16 protein-coding genes and 1 pseudogene are annotated in these 18,890 nt (G+C 71.8%); 2 read left to right on the top strand and 15 right to left on the bottom strand.

Going from position 1 to position 18,890, the window contains the following annotated elements:
* Window positions 1–4: 4 nt before the first annotated feature.
* The 15 genes and pseudogenes from KUM39_RS09000 to KUM39_RS08935 all read right to left on the bottom strand — a co-directional run bounded on the left by KUM39_RS09000 (window position 5) and on the right by KUM39_RS08935 (window position 16,384).
* On the bottom strand, window positions 5–877 hold the full coding sequence (locus tag KUM39_RS09000) for a Pro-rich N-terminal domain-containing protein (RefSeq protein WP_217784920.1): 873 nt from the start codon (window positions 875–877) through the stop codon (window positions 5–7).
* Window positions 878–1,104: 227 nt separating this feature from the next.
* Window positions 1,105–2,196: a 3-dehydroquinate synthase gene (gene aroB, locus KUM39_RS08995; RefSeq protein ID WP_308288092.1), complete on the bottom strand. Its 1,092-nt coding sequence runs from the start codon at window positions 2,194–2,196 to the stop codon at window positions 1,105–1,107.
* 66 nt (window positions 2,197–2,262) lie between these two features.
* Window positions 2,263–2,715, bottom strand: a pseudogene (locus KUM39_RS28130) (shikimate kinase); the annotation flags it as partial.
* Window positions 2,716–2,747: 32 nt separating this feature from the next.
* Entirely contained in the window at window positions 2,748–3,932 is a 1,185-nt protein-coding gene (gene aroC, locus KUM39_RS08990; protein WP_217784918.1) for a chorismate synthase, read from the bottom strand.
* A gap of 165 nt (window positions 3,933–4,097) precedes the next feature.
* Complete coding sequence (locus KUM39_RS08985; protein WP_217784917.1) at window positions 4,098–4,937, bottom strand: shikimate dehydrogenase; 840 nt, start codon at window positions 4,935–4,937, stop codon at window positions 4,098–4,100.
* Window positions 4,918–6,675, bottom strand: coding sequence for an endolytic transglycosylase MltG (gene mltG, locus KUM39_RS08980; protein ID WP_217784916.1), 1,758 nt, complete (start codon window positions 6,673–6,675; stop codon window positions 4,918–4,920). Before mltG ends, KUM39_RS08985 begins: the two co-directional genes overlap by 20 nt.
* Before the next feature lie 122 nt (window positions 6,676–6,797).
* The gene (gene ruvX / locus KUM39_RS08975; protein WP_217784915.1) at window positions 6,798–7,262 is read right to left on the bottom strand and encodes a Holliday junction resolvase RuvX; all 465 of its coding nucleotides are present in this window, start codon (window positions 7,260–7,262) and stop codon (window positions 6,798–6,800) included.
* 15 nt (window positions 7,263–7,277) lie between these two features.
* Window positions 7,278–9,950: an alanine--tRNA ligase gene (gene alaS / locus KUM39_RS08970; RefSeq protein WP_217784914.1), complete on the bottom strand. Its 2,673-nt coding sequence runs from the start codon at window positions 9,948–9,950 to the stop codon at window positions 7,278–7,280.
* On the bottom strand, window positions 9,950–10,321 hold the full coding sequence (locus KUM39_RS08965; RefSeq protein WP_217784913.1) for a hypothetical protein: 372 nt from the start codon (window positions 10,319–10,321) through the stop codon (window positions 9,950–9,952). The genes alaS and KUM39_RS08965 overlap by 1 nt, the downstream gene beginning before the upstream one ends.
* A gap of 15 nt (window positions 10,322–10,336) precedes the next feature.
* Complete coding sequence (locus KUM39_RS08960) at window positions 10,337–10,774, bottom strand: DUF948 domain-containing protein (protein ID WP_217784912.1); 438 nt, start codon at window positions 10,772–10,774, stop codon at window positions 10,337–10,339.
* A gap of 202 nt (window positions 10,775–10,976) precedes the next feature.
* Complete coding sequence (rpsD, locus tag KUM39_RS08955; RefSeq protein ID WP_135788065.1) at window positions 10,977–11,591, bottom strand: 30S ribosomal protein S4; 615 nt, start codon at window positions 11,589–11,591, stop codon at window positions 10,977–10,979.
* Between the two features lie 342 nt (window positions 11,592–11,933).
* The gene (locus tag KUM39_RS08950) at window positions 11,934–13,289 is read right to left on the bottom strand and encodes a replication-associated recombination protein A (protein WP_217784911.1); all 1,356 of its coding nucleotides are present in this window, start codon (window positions 13,287–13,289) and stop codon (window positions 11,934–11,936) included.
* A gap of 43 nt (window positions 13,290–13,332) precedes the next feature.
* Window positions 13,333–13,983: a vitamin K epoxide reductase family protein gene (locus KUM39_RS08945; protein ID WP_217784910.1), complete on the bottom strand. Its 651-nt coding sequence runs from the start codon at window positions 13,981–13,983 to the stop codon at window positions 13,333–13,335.
* Window positions 13,984–14,396: 413 nt separating this feature from the next.
* Window positions 14,397–15,659 (bottom strand): histidine--tRNA ligase, encoded by a 1,263-nt coding sequence (gene hisS / locus KUM39_RS08940; protein WP_217784909.1) that lies wholly within the window; start codon window positions 15,657–15,659, stop codon window positions 14,397–14,399.
* Between the two features lie 17 nt (window positions 15,660–15,676).
* The gene (locus KUM39_RS08935) at window positions 15,677–16,384 is read right to left on the bottom strand and encodes an MBL fold metallo-hydrolase (protein WP_217784908.1); all 708 of its coding nucleotides are present in this window, start codon (window positions 16,382–16,384) and stop codon (window positions 15,677–15,679) included.
* A 179-nt stretch (window positions 16,385–16,563) separates the two neighbouring features.
* On the opposite strand from KUM39_RS08935, the gene KUM39_RS08930 reads away from it, so the two are divergent.
* Window positions 16,564–17,397 carry a peptidylprolyl isomerase gene (locus KUM39_RS08930; RefSeq protein WP_217784907.1) on the top strand — a complete coding sequence of 278 codons (834 nt, stop codon included), beginning with the start codon at window positions 16,564–16,566 and terminating at the stop codon, window positions 17,395–17,397.
* Between the two features lie 195 nt (window positions 17,398–17,592).
* Window positions 17,593–18,822, top strand: a complete 1,230-nt coding sequence (locus KUM39_RS08925; RefSeq protein WP_217784906.1) for a DUF349 domain-containing protein — start codon at window positions 17,593–17,595, stop codon at window positions 18,820–18,822.
* Window positions 18,823–18,890: the final 68 nt, after the last annotated feature.

Below are 18,890 nucleotides of genomic sequence, written 5' to 3'. Positions count from 1 at the left end.
CCGTTCACCAGCTGGGCGGGCTCGCTATCGCGCGGGACAGCACGTCGTCCAGCAGCTTGGCGGTTCCGGCGACGTCGAGCTGGGAGTTGTCGATGATCGGCAGGCCCGAGCCGTACCACCCCGCCATCCGGCCGTGGATACGGGCGACCTCCTCGTCCGCGAGGCGCCGGTTGCCCGAGCGTTCGGCGTTGCGCTCCAGGACCACGTCCAGGCCGGGCAGCAGCACCACGGGCAGCAGTCCGGGGCCGACGTGCCGCTTCCAGCCGCCGAGGCCGACGACCGGACGGTCCGGGAAGACCGCGTCGTCCAGGATGCAGGAGATGCCGTTGGCCAGGTAGTTCCGCGCGGCGAAGCCGCAGGTGCGGCGGGCCAGGCGGTACTGCGCCTCGGAGTTGTCGTTCCACCCGGACTGCGGGTTGGCGTACCCCGAGCGCACCCACTCGCGGACGTCGTCCAGGCTGATGTGCGCGGTGGGCACCCGGCGGTGGTCCGCCCAGAACCTGGCCACGCTGGTCTTCCCGGCGCCCGCCGGACCGATCAGCAGCACGGCGAGCGTGGAGAGCGCGGCCGGGTCCGGGGCGTCCGGACCGGCGGGGGGCGGCACGGGCACGTCCACCGGGCCGCCGGGCGGCAGGGGGAGATGGCCGGTGACCTCCGGCGGCGGGGGCACGTGGTGCGCGGGCGCCTGCCGCGGGGGTGCCGGTGGGCCGGGCGGGTGGGGGGTGCCGGGCGCGTCACCGGGGTGTCCGGGTGGCGGCGGGGGCACGGGTGCGGGACCCTGGTGGGCCCCCTGCGGGTGCCCGGCCACCCAGCCGCCCTGCGGTCCACGCCCCGGCTGCTGGGGCGGCGGCAGCGGAGACCCCACTGCGTGCTGCATCCGTCGCCACTTTCGTCTCGTACGCACATCGGGCACTGGCATGCGGGTGCGGAGCCCGCTTTCCAGCGAACGGTACCGCCCCCGGCCCTCGTTTGGGGAAACGGCCGGGGGTGCCCCGAAGTGCCCGTCCCGGCAGGGCAGTCGGGACGGGGCGGACAAACCGGGACGGACGGGACGGGGGTCGCGGAAGCGCGCCGCTCCCCCGCTCCCGTCCCGTCGCGCGGGTGCTACTCCCCCACCTCGCCGTAGGCGGCGAGCAGGACGGCCGGGTCCGGGCCCTCCAGGACAGTCGGCCGGGCCAGCCCGTCCAGGACGATGAAGCGGAGCAGGTCGCCGCGCGACTTCTTGTCCACCTTCATGTTCTCCAGCAGCTTGGGCCACTGGTCGTGGCGGTAGTGCAGCGGGAGCCCGACGGACTCCAGGACGGTGCGGTGCCGGTCGGCGGTCGCGTCGTCCAACCGGCCCGCGAGGCGGCCCAGTTCGGCGGCGAAGTGCATGCCGACGGCGACGGCCGCGCCGTGCCGCCACTTGTACCGCTCGTTCTTCTCGATGGCGTGCCCGAGGGTGTGCCCGTAGTTCAGGATCTCCCGCAGGCCGGACTCCTTGAGGTCCGAGGAGACCACGTCCGCCTTCACCCGGATCGAACGCTCGATCAGCTCGGCCGTGTGCGGGCCCGCCGGGGTACGGGCGGCCTCCGGGTCCGACTCCACGAGGTCGAGGATGACCGGGTCCGCGATGAACCCGGCCTTGATGACCTCCGCCAGCCCCGACACGTAGTCGTTCGTGGGCAGCGAGTCCAGCGCGGCCAGGTCGCAGAGCACCCCGGCCGGGGGGTGGAAGGCGCCGACGAGGTTCTTGCCCTCGGCGGTGTTGATGCCGGTCTTGCCGCCGACGGCCGCGTCCACCATGCCGAGCACGGTGGTGGGCACCGCGATCCAGCGCACCCCGCGCAGCCAGGTCGCGGCCACGAACCCGGCCAGGTCGGTGGTGGCGCCGCCGCCGACGCCCACGATCACGTCGGTGCGGGTGAAGCCGGACTGGCCGAGCGCCTTCCAGCAGTAGGCGGCGACCTCGGCGGTCTTGGCCTCCTCGGCGTTCGGCACCTGGATGGCGACCGCGTCGAAGCCCTGCCCGGCGAGGTCGGCGCGCAGCGCGTCGCCCGTCTCGGCCAGCGCCTCGGGGTGGATCACCGCGACCCGCTTGGCCTTCGGGCCGATCAGCCCGCCGAGTTCGCCCAGCAACTGGCGGCCGACCAGCACCTCGTAGGGGTCGGTGCCGGCCGTACCGGCCACCGCGATCCTCGTCACCTGCTCCGTCACGGTTTCCTCCGGCCGGGTCCCGGTCGCGTCCGCCGGGCTCTCGTTCTTGGTCTCCAGGGCGTCCAGCGCCGCGCGGGTCACCTCGTCGGGGGTGCGCCCGTCGGTGGGCACGACGACGGCGGCGACCTCTTCGTACAAGTGGCGGCGGGCCTCCATCAGTTCGCGCCACTGCTTGCGCGGGTTGACCGCGAGCAGCGGGCGGGCCACACCGAGCCCGGTGCGCCGGACCGCCTCCTCCACCTCCATCGAGAGGTAGACCACCCGGTGCCCGGCGAGCAGGGCGCGGGTCTCCGCGTCCAGCACCGAGCCGCCGCCCAGGGCGAGGACGCCCGCGTGCTCGGCCAGCGCGCGGCGCACCGCGGCCTTCTCCAGCGCGCGGAAGGCGGGTTCGCCGTCGTCCACGAAGATCTCGGCGATCGTCCGCCCCTCGGCGGTGACGATGTCGTCGTCGGTGTCGCGGTAGCCGACCCCGAGATCCTCGGCGAGCAGACGGCCGACGGTGGACTTGCCCACGCCCATCGGTCCGACCAGTACGACTGAGGGCACGCCGGTCACCTGATCCGCAGCGAGTCGAGGTACGAGCCGACGTTGCGCCGGGTCTCGGTGACGGAGTCGCCGCCGAACTTCTCGGCGACCGCATCCGCGAGGACCAGCGCGACCATCGCCTCCGCGACGATCCCGGCGGCCGGGACCGCGCACACGTCGGAGCGCTGGTGGTGGGCCTGGGTGGCCTCACCGGTGGCGACGTCCACGGTCCTGAGCGCGCGGGGCACGGTGGCGATGGGCTTCATCGCGGCCCGGACGCGCAGCAGTTCACCGGTGGTCAGACCGCCCTCGGTGCCGCCGGAGCGGCCGGTGGCGCGCCGGATGCCGTCGTCGGTGGTGACGATCTCGTCGTGCGCCTGCGAGCCGGGCACCCGCGCCAGGTCGAAGCCGTCCCCGACCTCGACGCCCTTGATCGCCTGGATGCCCATGAGCGCGGCGGCGAGCCGCGCGTCCAGCCGCCGGTCCCAGTGCACGTGCGAGCCGAGCCCGACGGGCACGCCGTACGCCAGCACCTCGACCACACCGCCGAGGGTGTCGCCGTCCTTGTGGGCCTGGTCGATCTCCGCGACCATCGCCTCCGAGGCGTCCGCGTCCAGGCAGCGCACCGGGTCGGCGTCCAGCCGCTCCACGTCGGCGGGGGTCGGGTACACGCCGTACGGCGCCCTGGCGGCGGCCAGTTCCACGACGTGGCTGACGATCTCGATCCCGGCCGTCTCCTTCAGGTAGGACCGGGCGACCGCGCCGAGCGCCACCCGCGCCGCGGTCTCGCGGGCGGAGGCGCGCTCCAGGATCGGGCGGGCCTCGTCGAAGCCGTACTTCTGCATGCCCGCGAGGTCGGCGTGGCCGGGGCGGGGGCGGGTCAGCGGGGCGTTGCGGGCGAGCCCGGCGAGCACCTCGGGATCGACCGGGTCGGCCGCCATGACCTGCTCCCACTTGGGCCACTCGGTGTTGCCCACCATGACCGCGACCGGGGAACCGAGGGTCAGACCGTGCCGGACACCGCCCAGGAAGGTGACCTCGTCGCGCTCGAACTTCATCCGGGCACCGCGGCCGTAGCCGAGCCGCCGCCGCGCCAGGTGGTCCGCGACCATCTCCGTAGTGATCGGCACACCGGCGGGAAGCCCTTCCAGCGTCGCCACCAGTGCGGGACCGTGGGACTCCCCAGCGGTCAGCCAACGCAGCCTGCTCAACGGTGCTCCTCAGTTCTCGCGCCCGGTGCTGCCCGCCGTGCGCGGGAGCCGTGCGCGGCGACGGTCCGACCGGGTGCGCGGCCCCGGCGGGCCAGCTCCGATCCTCCCACGTCCGGTACCGGCCTCCGGCCGGAGGTCCGGCAGGCGGGACGGCCGGGGCACCGGTCAGCGGGCGGCGAGCGCCCGCTCCCCCGCCTGCCGCATGGCCGCGAGGGGGGCCGGGGAGCGGCCCGTCATCCGCTCGACCTGGAGGACGGCCTGGTGGACCAGCAGGTCGAGGCCGCCGAGCACGGCGCCGCCGTACAGCGACCAGCGGGCCGCGAGGTCGGTGGGCCAGGGGTGGTACAGCACGTCGAAGAGGGTGGCCGGGCGTTCGGGCACGGCGGCGGCGAGTTCGTCGGTGGCACCGGCGGGCGTGGTGGCGATGACCAGGGGCGCGTGCAGCGCATCGGCGGCGTCGGCCCAGTCGGCGGTGCGGACGGGCACGTCCAGCCGCTCGCCCCACTCCCGCATCTCCGCGGCGCGGGCCGCGGAGCGCACGTACACCGTGACCTCCCCGGCGCAGATCCGGGCGAGCGCGGCGAGCGCCGAGGAGGCGGTGGCCCCGGCGCCGAGGATCGCGGCGGACTCCACCTCCGTGACGCCGTGTTCGCGCAGCGCGGCGACGATGCCGGGGATGTCGGTGTTGTCGCCGCTGCGGCGTCCGTCCTCCGTGAACAGCACGGTGTTGACGGCGTCCACCGAGGCCGCCGTGTCGCTGACCTCGTCCAGCAGCGGGATCACCGCCCGCTTCAGCGGCATGGTCAGCGACAGCCCCGCCCACGTCGGCCCCAGCGTCCGCAGAAAGCCGGGCAGCGCCGCCTCGTCCACCTCGAACCGGTCGTACGACCAGCCGGTGAGGCCGAGCGCCTCGTAGGCCGCGCGGTGCAGGGCCGGGGACAGCGAGTGGGCGATGGGCGAGCCGAGCACGGCGGCCCGGCGCCCCTCAGTTGCCCGAGGATTCATCGAACTTGTCCTTGAGGCGCAGGAACTCGTCGTAGGTCTTGGCGAATTCGGTGTTGCTGGTGCCGTCGGTGGCCACGAAGTACAGCCAGCCGTCGTCCGTCGGGTTGAGCGTCGCCTTCAGCGCGTCCTCACCGGGGTTGCCGATCGGCCCCGGCGGCAGGCCCTTGTTGGTGTACGTGTTGTACGGGCTCTTGTCGCCGTTGATCTCCTTCTCGGAGATGTGGATGTTGCTCTTGCCCTTGAGGTAGTTGTACGTCGAGTCGAACTGGAGGTGCTGGTTCGTCTCGGTGTTGGTGGGCTTGAGGCGGTTGTAGACGACCTCGGCCATCTTGCGGAAGTCGTCGTGGGTCTTGCCCTCGGCCTGCACGAGGCTGGCGACGACGACGAGCTGGAAGGCGTTCTTCAGCCCGAAGTCGGCTGCCTTCCTGTCCAGTCCGTAGGCCTTGTACCGGGCCTTGGCCTGCGACACCATCTGCTGGAGGACCGCCTCGGGCTTCATGCCCTTGGCCGCCGGATAGGTGCCGGGGAAGAGGAATCCTTCCAGCGGGTCCTGGATGTTCCCGCCGCGCTCGGCCCAGGAGGGCATGCCGAGGGACTTGTAGTCGTCCTTGGCGAGCTTGCGGGTGGTGCCGGGGCCGAGTTCGAGCTGCTTGTCGATGGCCGCGTAGACACCGGCGTTGCGTTCGCCGGGGGTGACCAGGACGTACTTCTTGCTCTTGGGGTCGAGCATCAGCTCGACCGCGCTCGCGGCGGACATCTCCTTGTGCAGGAGGTAGGCACCGGCCTCGATGCCGTTGCCGCCCTTCGTGGTGCCCTGGGCGTGCACGAAGGCGTCGGCGCTCTTGACGACACCGGCCTCCTTGAGACGGCGGCCGATCTCCCAGCCGCCCGCGCCCTTGGGGATCTCCACGGCCACGGTCTGGGCGGTGCCGGTTCCCGCGAAGTCCGGGGCGGCGCCGAAACGGTTCTGGTAGTACTGGTAGCCGAAATATCCGACACCGCCGAGGCCGCCGCCGAAGACCAGGACGACGACCAGGCAGGCGCAGCCGGTGCGGCGTTTCCTGCCCTTGACCGGCTTCCGGCCGCGCCGCTCGCCGCGTCCGGCGTTGCTCGCCGCGTTCTCCGGGTCCTCGGCGCCGCCGGGGTTCTCCGGGTCGTCGCCGTCGCCCGCGAAGAAGGCGTGTTCGCCCCGGTCCTCGCCGGGGTCCCAGCCTGTCTCCGGGTCGGGGCCGGGTTCCGCGGCGGGGCGTCTGCGACCGGGGGGCTCGGGGGGCGGGTAGGCGTTCTCGGTGCCGTAGAGGTCGGGCTGACCGGCGCCGTACGCGGCGGGCTGCTGGCCGTAGGGGTCACCGGGGTCGGCCGCGTAGGGGACGTGGCCGTGCGTTCCGGTGGCGTCCCAGCCGCCCTGCTGGGGGTACTGCTGCTGCGCCTGGGCCGCGTACACCTGGTCGTGGCCGGGATGCGGCGGCACGCCCTGGGTGTCGTACCGCTGCTGGTCGTACTGCTGCTGGTCGTACTGCGGGGGGTACGGCTGCTGGGGATGGCCCTCGTAGCCGGGCTGGGCGCCCTGGCCCCAGTCGCCGTACTGCTGCTGCGGCTGCTGCGGGTACTGCTGCTGGCCGCCGTAGGCGGGCGGGGAGGCCGGTGCCTGCTGCTGCCCCTCCCATCCGCCGTCCCCGTACAACGGGTCCTGCGGATGCCACGGTTCGGAGCCAGGGCCCCGGCCATACTCAGTCATCGATCCCCTAGAGCCGCGAGGCCCACGGACGCGCGGCCGGTGGACCGGGTTCCGTTCCGCCTCTTGCTGTGCGGAGGCTGTTCGAACACCGCCGCATCGCGCGGAACGTTACCGTACCGCGATCAGATGACCACTTCGACGCCCTCACCGGGAGGGGCGCCTGACACCCGTTCGGATTCGAGGGCCTGCTGGAGGATGATCACGGCGGCGGCCTGGTCGATGACGGCGCGCCCCTTCTTCGACCGCACCCCGGAGGCGCGCAGTCCCTGACTGGCCGTCACCGTCGTCATCCGCTCGTCCACCAGGCGGACGGGTACGGGGGCGATGCCCCGCGCCAGCTCCTGCGCGAAGCCGCGGACCTTGACCGCGGCCGGGCCCTCGCTCCCCTTGAGGGAGCGAGGGAGGCCGACGACGACCTCGACCGGTTCGTACTCCTCCACCAGCTGCCGCAGGCGGCGGTGGGCGGCGGGCACGTCCCGGCCGGGGACGGTCTCCACCGGGGTGGCGAGGATGCCGTCGGGGTCGCAGGAGGCGACCCCGATCCGGGCGTCCCCGACGTCGATCGCCAGTCGGCGTCCTCGGCGCATCTTCCGGCCGTTCCCTTACTTGGCGGTGTCGGCGACGAGGCGCTCGACGGCGCCCGCGGCCTCGGCGACGGCGGTCGGGTCCTGGCCACCGCCCTGGGCGACGTCCGGCTTGCCGCCACCGCCACCACCGAGGGTCTTGGCGGCGGTGCGGACCAGCTCTCCGGCCTTGAGACCGCGCTCGCGGGCGGCCTCGTTGGTGGCGATGACGGTCAGCGGCTTGCCGTTGTTCACCGTGAACAGGGCGACCACGGCGGCCCGGCCGCCCTGGATCCGGCCGCGCACGTCGAGCACCAGACGGCGCAGGTCGTCCGGGGTGGTGCCGTCCGGGACCTGCCCGGTGACCACGGCGACGCCGTGCACGTCACGGGCTGAGTCGGCCAGCCCGGCGGCGGCCTGGAGGACCTTCTCCGCGCGGAACTTCTCGATCTCCTTCTCGGCGTCCTTCAGCTTGCCGAGCATGGCGGAGACCTTCTCCGGCAGCTCCTCCGGGCGCCCCTTGACCAGCTCCTGGAGCTGGGCGACGACCGTGTGCTCCCGGGCGAGGAAGTTGTAGGCGTCCACGCCGACCAAGGCCTCGATACGGCGCACCCCGGAGCCGATGGACGACTCGCCCAGCAGCTTCACCAGGCCGAGCTGGGCGGTGTTGTGCACATGGGTGCCGCCGCACAGCTCCTTGGAGAAGTCCCCGATGGTGACGACCCGGACCCGCTCGCCGTACTTCTCGCCGAACTCCGCGATGGCGCCCTGCTTCTTGGCCTCGTCGATGCCCATGACCTCGGCATGCACGTCCAGGTCGCGGGCGAGCACCTCGTTGATCTTCTGCTCCACGTCGGTCATCACGGCCGTGGGCACGGCCGAGGGGGAACCGAAGTCGAAGCGGAAGCGGCCCGGCTGGTTCTCCGAACCGGCCTGGGCGGCCGTCGGGCCGAGGGCGTCGCGCAGCGCCTGGTGGGTCAGGTGGGTGGCCGAGTGGGCACGGGCGATGGCCTTGCGGCGGCGCACGTCGATGGTGGCCTGGGCGCGGGCGCCCACGGTGACCTCACCGACCTGCACGACGCCCTTGTGGACGTAGACGCCGGGGACCGGCTTCTGGCAGTCGCGGATCTCGATGACGGCGCCGGAGTCGGACCTGATCCGGCCGGTGTCACCGATCTGGCCGCCGCCCTCGGCGTAGAACGGGGTGCGGTCCAGGACGATCTCGACCTCGTCGCCCTCGGTGGCGGCCGGGGAGGAGACGCCGTCCACCAGGATGCCGACGACGGTGGACTCGCCCTCGGTGTCGCCGTAGCCGATGAACTCGGTGGCACCGGCGGCGTCCGCGATCTCGCGGTAGGCGCCCATGTCGGCGTGACCGGTCTTCTTGGCCAGGGCGTCGGCCTTGGCGCGCTCCCGCTGCTCCTTCATGAGCCGCCGGAAGCCGTCCTCGTCCACGGCGAGGCCCTGCTCGGCGGCCATCTCCAGGGTGAGGTCGATCGGGAAGCCCCAGGTGTCGTGGAGCAGGAACGCCTTGTCCCCGGCGAGGACGGTGCCGCCGGACTGCTTGGTCTCGGTGACGGCGGTGTCCAGGATGTTGGTACCGGCCTTCAGCGTCTTCAGGAAGGCGGCCTCCTCCGCGAGGGCGACCTTCTCGATCCGCTCGCGGTCGGTGACCAGCTCCGGGTATTGCTGGCCCATCATGCCGATGACGACGTCGATGAGGTCCTTGACGACCGTGCCGGTGGCGCCGAGCAGGCGCATGTTGCGGATGGCGCGGCGCATGATGCGGCGCAGGACGTAGCCGCGGCCCTCGTTGCCGGGGGTGACGCCGTCCCCGATGAGCATCACGGAGGTGCGCATGTGGTCGGTGACGACGCGCAGCGAGACGTCCGAGGCGGGGGCGGCGCCGTAGGCGATACCGGTCAGCTCGGTGGCCTTGTCGATGACGGCCATTGAGGTGTCGATCTCGTACATGTTCTGCACGCCCTGCAGGATCATGGCGAGGCGTTCCAGGCCGAGGCCCGTGTCGATGTTCTTGCTGGGGAGTTCGCCGCGGATCTCGAAGTTGTCCTTGCCGATGCCCTCACCCCGCTCGAACTGCATGAAGACGAGGTTCCAGATCTCGACGTACCGCTCGTCGTTGACGGCGGGACCGCCCTCGACGCCGAACTCGGGGCCGCGGTCGTAGTTGATCTCGGAGCAGGGGCCGCAGGGTCCGGGGACCCCCATCGACCAGTAGTTGTCCTTCATGCCGAGGCGCTGGATGCGCTCCTTGGGCACACCGACGACCTCGTGCCAGATGCGCTCGGCCTCGTCGTCGTCCTTGTACACGGTGATCCACAGGCGCTCGGGGTCGAGGCCGTAACCGCCCTTGTCCTGGGGCGTGGTGAGCAGCTCCCAGGCGTAGGCGATGGCGCCTTCCTTGAAGTAGTCGCCGAAGGAGAAGTTGCCGCACATCTGGAAGAACGTGCCGTGCCGGGTGGTCTTGCCGACCTCTTCGATGTCCGGGGTGCGGACGCACTTCTGCACGCTGGTGGCGCGCTGGAACGGCGGCTTGACCTCGCCCAGGAAGTAGGGCTTGAAGGGCACCATCCCGGCCGGGACGAGGAGCAGGGTCGGGTCGTCCGCGATCAGCGACGCCGACGGGACGACGGTGTGCCCGCGCTCCTCGTAGAAGCTCAGCCAGCGGCGGCGGATCTCGGCCGACTCCATCAGTGGTCCTCATTCCGGTTGTTCGGGTGCGTCGGGGTGTCGGGGTACGTCGGGGCACCGAGGTACCCCGGGGTGCTGCGGGGGCTCTCCACGGCGGGGTGCCGCCGGGGCGCGGGGAGTTCGGCGCCGGGGGCCGCCTCGATACCGAGGGCCTCGCCGAGTTCCGCCTCGCGGACGGCCATGTTGTCGCGCACGTCCAGCGCGAAACCGATCGCACGGTCCTTGAGACGGTGGCCGGTCTCCAGCGCCTTGTGGGCGGCGCTCACCGCGAGGTGCTCGGGGGTGAGCTGCTTCAGCTTGCGGTTGACCTTGGTGGTGGCCCACACACCGGCGGCGACACCCGTGGTGAACCAGAACGAACGACGGAACATCGCTGGTCTCAGTCCTTACTTCCGCTTGCGGCGCCGGTCGGCGGGGACCGTGCGGCCGACGACGACCGCGCGGTCGTCTCGGCGGGTCTCCCGGGCGGGGCCCTCGTCCTTGCGTCCGCCGAGTGCCCGGCGGACGCCGTAGCCGAAGGCCGCGACCTTGACCAGGGGGCCGCCGAAGGTGGAGGCGACGGTGGTGGAGAGCGCGGAGGCGTTGGAGGTAACCTCCTGCACGTCGGACGCGATGGCGTCCACCCGCTCGATCTGGGTCTGCGCGGAGCGCACCGCCCTTGAGGCGTCCGCGAGCAGCGGCACCGCCTGGTCGGTCACGTCCGCCACCAGCTTGGTGGTCGCCCTGAGCGTCTGGGCCAGCCTCGCCAGTGCGACAGCGAGGAAGGAGACCAGGATCGCCCAGAAGACGGCCACCAGAATCCCGGCCACCTCACCACCGGACACCGCGCACCCGCTCCCTGAAACGTGCCTTGAGCTTCGGAAAAGTCGTACACCGAGCCTATCGCGCCCCGGACGGGGGTCCGTACCGGATTACCGTGAAAGGAACCCGCGGGCGGGACGTGCCCGCCGGTGAAACGCGAACCCGCCGCTCCCCCGCCCCGGAGGGCGGCGGAACGGCGGGCTTGAGTGCGCGGCCGTGCTGGGATCAGCGGGCGTAGTACTCGACGACGAGCTGCTCGTCGCAGATCACCGGGATCTCCTTGCGGTTCGGCTCGCGGTCCAGGCGGAACGCCAGAGCCTTGAGGTTCACCTGGAGGTAGCGCGGGGTCTCGCCGTCGGCGGCGAAGCCACCCTCACGGGCGACCTGGAACAGCGTCTTGTCCTTGGAGCGGTCGCGGACCTGCACGACGTCGTCCGGACGGACACGGAAGGAGGGCTTGTCCACCTTCTGGCCGTTGACCTGGATGTGGCCGTGGACGACCATCTGGCGGGCCTGGTAGATCGTGCGGGCGATGCCCGAACGCAGGACCAGGGCGTCGAGACGACGCTCCAGCTCGATGATCAGGGCCTCACCGGTCTTGCCCTGGACCTTGGAGGCACGCTCGTAGGCGCGGACGAGCTGACGCTCGGACACGTCGTACTGCGCGCGCAGACGCTGCTTCTCCAGCAGACGGACCTTGTAGTCCGAGTTCTGCTTGCGACCGCGGCCGTGCTCGCCCGGCGGGTAGGGGCGGGCCTCGAAGTACTTGACGGCCTTCGGGGTCAGCGCGATGCCGAGGGCACGCGACTTCTTGACCTTGGGGCGGGACTGGTTCGCCATGAACCAAACACCTCGTTTTGTCTGTACGAATACGGCTTCACCAGGGTTAGGGGAGGTCGCAGTCCGCAGCCGGGGAAACCCTGTCCTTCGGTCCGCGCGGGACGAAGGGCCGGGCAGCCGCTCCCTGGTCTGGGCACAACGTGCAGCACGCGAGTGGCCCACCGACCGATTCCGGGACTGCCGGAGGGTGGTGGGCTGCCCGCGACACCGTTCGACGGTGCGCGACGCTCCTGGAGATCCGGCGGACCGGAAATCCGGCTGGATGTCCCGCTCTGGTGAGCCGGTTCCCCTGACGGGGCCCCGGACACGGGACTCAGCACTTCGAGGCAGTCTACAGGGCGCTCAGGGGCGGTCACGCCCGAGGTGCTTCCGGGTCCACTCGACGGCGTCCGCGTACCGCGCCTCGGCTCCGTGGCGGGTGGGGTTGTAGTACGTGCGGTCCCTGAGGGCGTCCGGGGCGTACTGCTGCTCCGCGATGCCCTCGGGCAGGTCGTGCGGGTAGACGTAGCCCTGGGCGTGGCCGAGCTTGGCGGCGCCCTGGTAGTGGCCGTCCCGCAGATGGGGCGGGACGGGTCCGGCGTGGCCCTTGCGTACGTCCTCCAGGGCGGCGCCGATCGCGGTGGTGGCGGCGTTGGACTTGGGTGCGAGGGCCAGGGCGATGGTGAGGTGGCCGAGGGTGAGCGCGGCCTCGGGGAAGCCGATCATGGCGACGGCCTGCGCCGCGGCGACGGCCAGCGGGAGCGCGTTCGGGTCGGCGAGGCCGATGTCCTCGCTGGCGGAGATCATCAGGCGGCGGGCGATGAAGCGGGGGTCCTCGCCCGCGTCGATCATCCGGGCCAGGTAGTGCAGGGCGGCGTCCACGTCCGAGCCGCGGACGGACTTGATGAGGGCGCTGGCCACGTCGTAGTGCTGGTCGCCGTCCCTGTCGTAGGCGACGGCCGCCCGGTCCACGGTCTGTTCCAGGATCTCCAGGCCGATGCTGCCGGTGCCCTGGTCGAGGGCGGCTCCGGCGGCGGCCTCCAGCGCGGTGAGCGCGCGCCGGGCGTCGCCCCCGGCGATCCGCAGCAGGTGCTCCTCGGTGTCCTCGGGGAGGGTGAGCGCGCCGCCGAGGCCCCGTTCGTCGGTGAGGGCCCGGCGCAGCAGGCCGCGCACGTCCTCGTCGGTGAGGGGTTCGAGGGTGAGCAGCAGCGAGCGGGAGAGCAGCGGGGAGATCACCGAGAAGTACGGGTTCTCGGTGGTCGCGGCGACCAGGGTCACCCAGCGGTTCTCGACGGCCGGGAGCAGGGAGTCCTGCTGGGCCTTGCTGAAGCGGTGGATCTCGTCCAGGAAGAGGACGGTGTCCTTGCCGAAGCCGCCGATGGCGCGCCGGGCGCCGTCGATGACCGCGCGGACCTCCTTGACCCCGGCGGTGATCGCGGAGAGTTCCACGAACCGCTTGTCGGTCGCCCGGGAGACGACGTGGGCGAGGGTGGTCTTGCCGGTGCCGGGCGGCCCCCAGAGGATCACCGAGGAGGGCCCGGCGGGGCCGCCGCTCCCCTCGCCGACCAGGCGGCGCAGCGGTGAGCCGGGCTTGAGCAGATGCCGCTGGCCCACCACCTCGTCCAGTGAGCGGGGGCGCATCCGCACCGCCAGGGGGCTGGCCGAGGGGTCCTTCTCCTGGCGTTCTTCGGCTGCGGCGGTGAAGAGGTCGGGTTCCACGCTGAAACCCTAAGTCACACCACCGACAGCCGGGACGGGCAGGTCAGCTGGTCCAGAAGTCCCACCAGCGGGTCAGGATCAGCATCCCGATGATGCCGACGTGCAGCACGGGCACGACCCAGGTGAACTCGCCGAAGAACGACTTCAGCGGGCGGGGGGCGGGCAGGAAGCCGTTGCGGACGTTGAACGAGGTGACGTACCAGAACATGACGATGGTGGCGACCCAGGCCAGCGAGCACCACAGGCACAGCGCGTTGATCCGGTACAGGGACTGGAACTGCAGCCAGGTGCAGAATCCGACGCCGAAGAGGGTGCCGAAGTTGAAGGTGAGCCAGTACCAGCGGGGGAAGCGGGCGCGGGCCAGCAGACTCATGCCGACGCAGATCACGATGCCGTAGCAGACCAGGCCGAGCAGGGGGTTGGGGAAGCCGAAGGCGGCGGCCTGCTTGCTCTCCATGACGCTGCCGCAGGAGACGACCGGGTTGAGGCTGCACCCGGGGGTGAAGTTCGTGCCCGCGATCTTGGCTTCCAGCAGCTTGAACTTGTCGATCGTGATGACCCAGGCGGCGAGCAGTCCGGCCGCGCCGGTGATCAGCAGCAACAGGGCGAAGGCGCGACTGCCGCCGACCGCGCGGGGCGTGTCGGCGGCGGGGTCGGGCGCCGTGGAGACGTCGTGGACAGTCGTCTTGCTCATCACGCCGATTCCGTCACTTCAGAGGTGGACCATCTTCGGGCACCGGTCATTGTGCCGCACCCGTCCGGCCGCGCACCGTTCGGTGTGCGTAACGAACTACGCACGGTGGCCGTGGATGGTTCGGTTCCGGCCGCGGGCGACGGGCCTGCTTGAAGCGTACGACGGGCGAAAGCCATTGGTACTGGTGAGGCGGCTGCGCGGCGGGAGCGAGGAGGCTTCGCGGCCACCGGGAGGTGAAACCCTCCGGAGGGGGGACGCGAAGGGCGCCGGGTTGACGGACCGGCCCCCGGAACACCGAAGGGGCACCGGAAGCGGGAGGGGGCACCGAACGCCGAAGGGGCGCTGGACGCGGGAGGGGGCGCCGGGTCCACCGGCGCCCCTTCCCGTACGACCGCTCGTCGCCGCGCGCTCCCTCAGCCGAGCCGGGACTCCAGCTCCGCCACCACCTCGTCGAGTCCGAGGGCCGTCTGCTCGCCGGACTCCATGTCCTTGAGCTGGACCACGTTCTCCGCGAGGTCCCGCTCGCCGAGCAGCAGGGCGTAGCGGGCGCCGGAGCGGTTGGCCGACTTCATGGCGGCCTTCATGCCCTTGGAGCCGAAGCAGAAGTCGGTGGAGACGCCGACCTTGCGCAATTCGGTGACCTTGGCGAACAGCACCCGCCGGGCCTCCTCGCCGAGCGGGACGGCGTAGACGCTGGTGGTGGCGGGGAGCGCGAGTTCGACGCCCTCGGCCTCCAGCGCGAGGACCGTGCGGTCCACGCCGAGCGCCCAGCCGACGGAGGGCAGCTCGGGGCCGCCGATCATCTCGGACAGGCCGTCGTAGCGTCCGCCGCCGCCGACGGCGGACTGCGCGCCGAGGCCGTCGTGGACGAACTCGAAGGTGGTGCGGGTGTAGTAGTCCAGGCCGCGCACCAGCTTGGTGTCGTCCTCGAACGCGACACCGGCCGCGCCGATCAGCTCCCGGACCTCCTCGTGGTACGCCTTGCAGGCGTCGCAGAGGTAGTCGCGGAGCAGGGGGGCGCCGGTGAGCTGCTTCTGCACCGCCTCGCGCTTGTCGTCGAGCACCCGGAGCGGGTTGATCTCGGCGCGGCGCAGTGTCTCCTCGTCCAGGTCCAGCCCGCGCAGGAAGTCCTGGAGGGCGGCCCGGTAGACGGGGCGGCACTCGCGGTCGCCCAGGGAGTTCAGCAGGATGCGGAAGTTCCTGAGGCCCAGCGAGCGGTACGCCTGGTCGGCCAGGATGATCAGCTCGGCGTCGAGCGCGGGGTCCTCGGCACCGATCGCCTCGGCGCCGACCTGGGAGAAGTGCCGGTAACGGCCCTTCTGCGGGCGCTCGTAGCGGTAGTAGGAGCCGGAGTACCAGAGCTTGACGGGGAGGTTGCCCGCCTTGTGCAGGTTGGCCTCCAGCGCCGCGCGCAGCACGGACGCGGTGCCTTCGGGGCGCAGGGCGAGGCGGTCGCCGCCCTTGGTCTCGAAGGCGTACATCTCCTTGGTGACGATGTCGGTGGACTCGCCGACGCCGCGCGCGAAGAGTTCGACGTTCTCGAATCCGGGCGTCTCGATGTAGCCGTACCCGGCGCCGCGCAGCGGGGCGGCGATGGCCTCCCGCACCGCGAGGTACGTGGCGGAGTCCGGCGGGAGAAGGTCGTAGGTGCCCTTGGGGGCCTGGAACGTACTCACGGAAAAAGGCTCTCTCGTCACATTCCTCGTCGGGGACCCGGTGAGGTTCCCTGGCCGTCGGCCACCTGCCGCAGATAGGGGTTGGTGGCGCGTTCCCGGCCGATGGTCGTCTGGGGGCCGTGGCCGGAGAGCACCACGGTGGAGTCGTCGAGGGGCAGGCACACACGGGCGAGCGAGTCGAGGATGTCCTCGGCCGAGCCGCCCGGGAAGTCCGTGCGTCCGATGGAGCCGGCGAACAGCAGGTCGCCGGAGAAGAACACCGACGGCACGTCGGAGGTCTCCGGCAGCCGGAAGGTCACCGACCCCTTGGTATGGCCCGGCGCGTGCGCGACGGAGAACTCCAGTCCGGCCAGGTCCAGCACGGACCCGTCGGTCAGCGTGCGGACGTCGTCCGGCTCCCCGACGGTCAGCTCGCCCATGAGCGGCATGCCCAGGGAGCGGCCGAGGGCCTTCTCCGGGTCGCTCATCATGTAGCGGTCCTCGGGGTGGATCCAGGCCGGGACGCCGTGCGCGCCGCAGACGGGGACGACCGAGGCGGTGTGGTCGATGTGCCCGTGGGTGAGGACCACGGCGACGGGCCTGAGCCGATGCTTCTTCAGCGCTTCCTCGACTCCGGGGGCCGCCTGGTGGCCCGGATCGATGATCACGCACTCCTCACCGGCGGCGGGGGCGACGAGATAACAGTTCGTCCCCCAGGCCCCGGCGGGGAACCCGGCAATGAGCACGATCGTCCTTCGTTGTGTCGGTATCGGGAGGGCGCACGGGAGCGCTGCCCGTGACCGAGAGCCTACCGGCGCTGCCGTTTCCTCAGCGAACCCATATACGGTACGGGGCTACGCGCGTCTGTCGGCTCACAGGACGCACGCGTACCGGTGGTACCCGACACGCATGAGGAGAGAACCCGGTGGTCAGCCAGGAGCAGCGGCGGCGTCAGCTCGCACGGGAGAAGTTCTTGCGGCAGCAGCAGCGCCGCACCAGTGCCCGCCGCAAGGCGCGCGTGCGCAACTCGGTGATCGCGTCGGTCCTCGGCGTGGTCGTGATCGGCAGTGTGGCGCTGTACACGACGGGCGTGCTGAAGGACGGCTCGGACGACAAGAAGGCGGACGCGAGCGCGCAGACGACGCCGACGCCGAGCGCCCCGCCGACGAGCAAGGCGCCGGACCCGTGCGAGAAGCCGGCGGCCGGGTCGATCAAGAAGGAGACCTGGAAGAAGGAGCCGCCGATGTCGATCGACAAGTCGGCGAAGTACACGATGAAGCTGGCCACGACCTGCGGTGACATCGACATCGCGCTGAAGGCGTCGGCGGCCCCGCACACCGTGAACTCCTTCGACTTCCTCGCGGGCAAGGGCTACTTCGACCACACCAAGTGCCACCGCCTGACCACGAACGGCATCTATGTGCTCCAGTGCGGCGACCCGACCGGTGTCGGCAGCGGCGGCCCGGGCTACACGATTCCGGACGAGAACCTGAAGGACCCGAGCCTGAAGGGGAACTCGTACCCGGCGGGCACGGTGGCGATGGCCAACACCGGCCAGGCGCACACCGGTGGCAGCCAGTTCTTCCTGGTCTACAAGGCGAGCCCGCTGCCGCCGCAGTACACGCCGTTCGGCACGATCGACAAGAAGGGCCTGGCGGTGCTCGACAAGATCGCCAAGGCCGGTGACAGCACGGGCTCGGGCGACGGCGCCCCGAACGCGACGGTCGTCATCAACAAGGCGACGGTCACGAAGTCCTGACCGGCGGGGCGGCGGTGACGCCGCCCCGCACGTCACACGGGCCGCCCGGACCGGCGCCGGGACCGTCAACTGCGCGAATTCGCATCCGCTGGATGCGGACAGGCCCCCCGCCGGTCGCCTATGTTGGCGGTGACGAAACTGTGGACGATGCCCAGGGCGCCGAGGCCCCTGTCGGCATCATGTGGAGGAGGCGCTGTGAGCAGCGACCCGTGGGGCCGCGTCGATGAGACGGGGACCGTGTACGTGCGTACGGCCGACGGCGAGCAGGTCGTCGGCTCCTGGGCGGCCGGCTCCCCCGAGGAGGCGCTGGCCTACTTCGAGCGCAAGTACGAGGGCCTGGTCGTGGAGATCGGCCTCCTGGAGAAGCGGGTGCGGACGACCGACCTGTCGGCCAAGGACGCGAAGACCGCGATCGACCACCTGCGCGAGCAGGTGGACGCGCATCACGCGGTGGGCGACCTGGCGGCGCTGCGGACCCGGCTGGACACGCTCGTCGGGACCGTGGAGACGCGCCGCGAGGAGCGCAGGCAGCAGCGGGCCAAGCAGTCCGACGAGGCCAGGCAGGCCAAGGAGGACCTGGTCAAGGAGGCCGAGCAGCTCGCCCAGTCCGACCAGTGGCGGTCGGCCGGTGAGCGGCTGCGCGCGCTGGTGGACACCTGGAAGGGGCTCCCCCGGCTGGACCGGAAGTCCGACGACGAGCTGTGGCACCGCTTCTCGCACGCCCGCTCGGCGTTCTCCAAGCGCCGCAAGGGGCACTTCGCGCATCTCGACTCGCAGCGCGAGGACGCCCGGCGGACCAAGGAGCGGCTGGTCTCGGAGGCCGAGGCGCTGTCCGGTTCGACGGACTGGGGGCCCACGGCCGCCCGGTACCGCGAGCTGATGGCGGACTGGAAGGCGGCGGGCCGTGCCCAGCGCGAGCACGAGGACGATCTGTGGAACCGCTTCCGCGGTGCCCAGGACGTGTTCTTCGCCGCCCGGGGTTCGGTGTTCGCGGAGCGGGACGCCGAGCAGGCCGAGAACCTGAAGCTGAAGGAGGAGCTGGCCGGTGAGGCCGAAAAGATCCTCCCGGTGACGGATCTCAAGGGCGCGCGGGCCGCGTTCCGTTCGCTCAACGAGCGCTGGGAGGCCATCGGCCACGTCCCGCGGGACGCGCGGCCGAAGGTCGAGGGCCGGATGCACACGGTGGAGCGGGCGATCCAGGAGGCCGAGGAGGCCGAGTGGCGCCGGACCAACCCGGAGGCGCGGGCCCGCGCCGAGGGGCTGACCGGTCAGCTGCGGTCCGCCGTGGACAAGCTGCGCGGCCAGATCGAGCAGGCCCGCGCGCAGGGCAACAACGCCCGCGCGGACAAGCTGGAGCGTGAGCTGGAGGGCCGTCAGGCCCTGCTGGACCAGGCCCTGAAGGGTCTCCAGGAGTTCGGCGGCTGAGCCGTCCCCGCTCTCCCCGCGCCCCGTCGTCCCCCGTGGACGGCGGGGCGCGGTCGTGCCCGCGGTCC

This window comes from Streptomyces corallincola, assembly GCF_019104725.1.
Lineage (GTDB): Bacteria > Actinomycetota > Actinomycetes > Streptomycetales > Streptomycetaceae > Streptomyces > Streptomyces corallincola.
This window is presented reverse-complemented; position numbering and strand designations above follow the sequence as displayed.

What these genes read in the sequence shown, in the direction of transcription:
- KUM39_RS08965 (WP_217784913.1), bottom strand. Translation starts at nt 10,321, where the DNA reads ATGTTCCGTCGTTCGTTCTGGTTCACCACGGGTGTCGCCGCCGGTGTG.
- alaS (WP_217784914.1), bottom strand. Translation starts at nt 9,950, where the DNA reads ATGGAGTCGGCCGAGATCCGCCGCCGCTGGCTGAGCTTCTACGAGGAG.
- KUM39_RS08945 (WP_217784910.1), bottom strand. Translation starts at nt 13,983, where the DNA reads ATGAGCAAGACGACTGTCCACGACGTCTCCACGGCGCCCGACCCCGCC.
- rpsD (WP_135788065.1), bottom strand. Translation starts at nt 11,591, where the DNA reads ATGGCGAACCAGTCCCGCCCCAAGGTCAAGAAGTCGCGTGCCCTCGGC.
- mltG (WP_217784916.1), bottom strand. Translation starts at nt 6,675, where the DNA reads ATGACTGAGTATGGCCGGGGCCCTGGCTCCGAACCGTGGCATCCGCAG.
- KUM39_RS09000 (WP_217784920.1), bottom strand. Translation starts at nt 877, where the DNA reads ATGCAGCACGCAGTGGGGTCTCCGCTGCCGCCGCCCCAGCAGCCGGGG.
- KUM39_RS08985 (WP_217784917.1), bottom strand. Translation starts at nt 4,937, where the DNA reads ATGAATCCTCGGGCAACTGAGGGGCGCCGGGCCGCCGTGCTCGGCTCG.
- ruvX (WP_217784915.1), bottom strand. Translation starts at nt 7,262, where the DNA reads ATGCGCCGAGGACGCCGACTGGCGATCGACGTCGGGGACGCCCGGATC.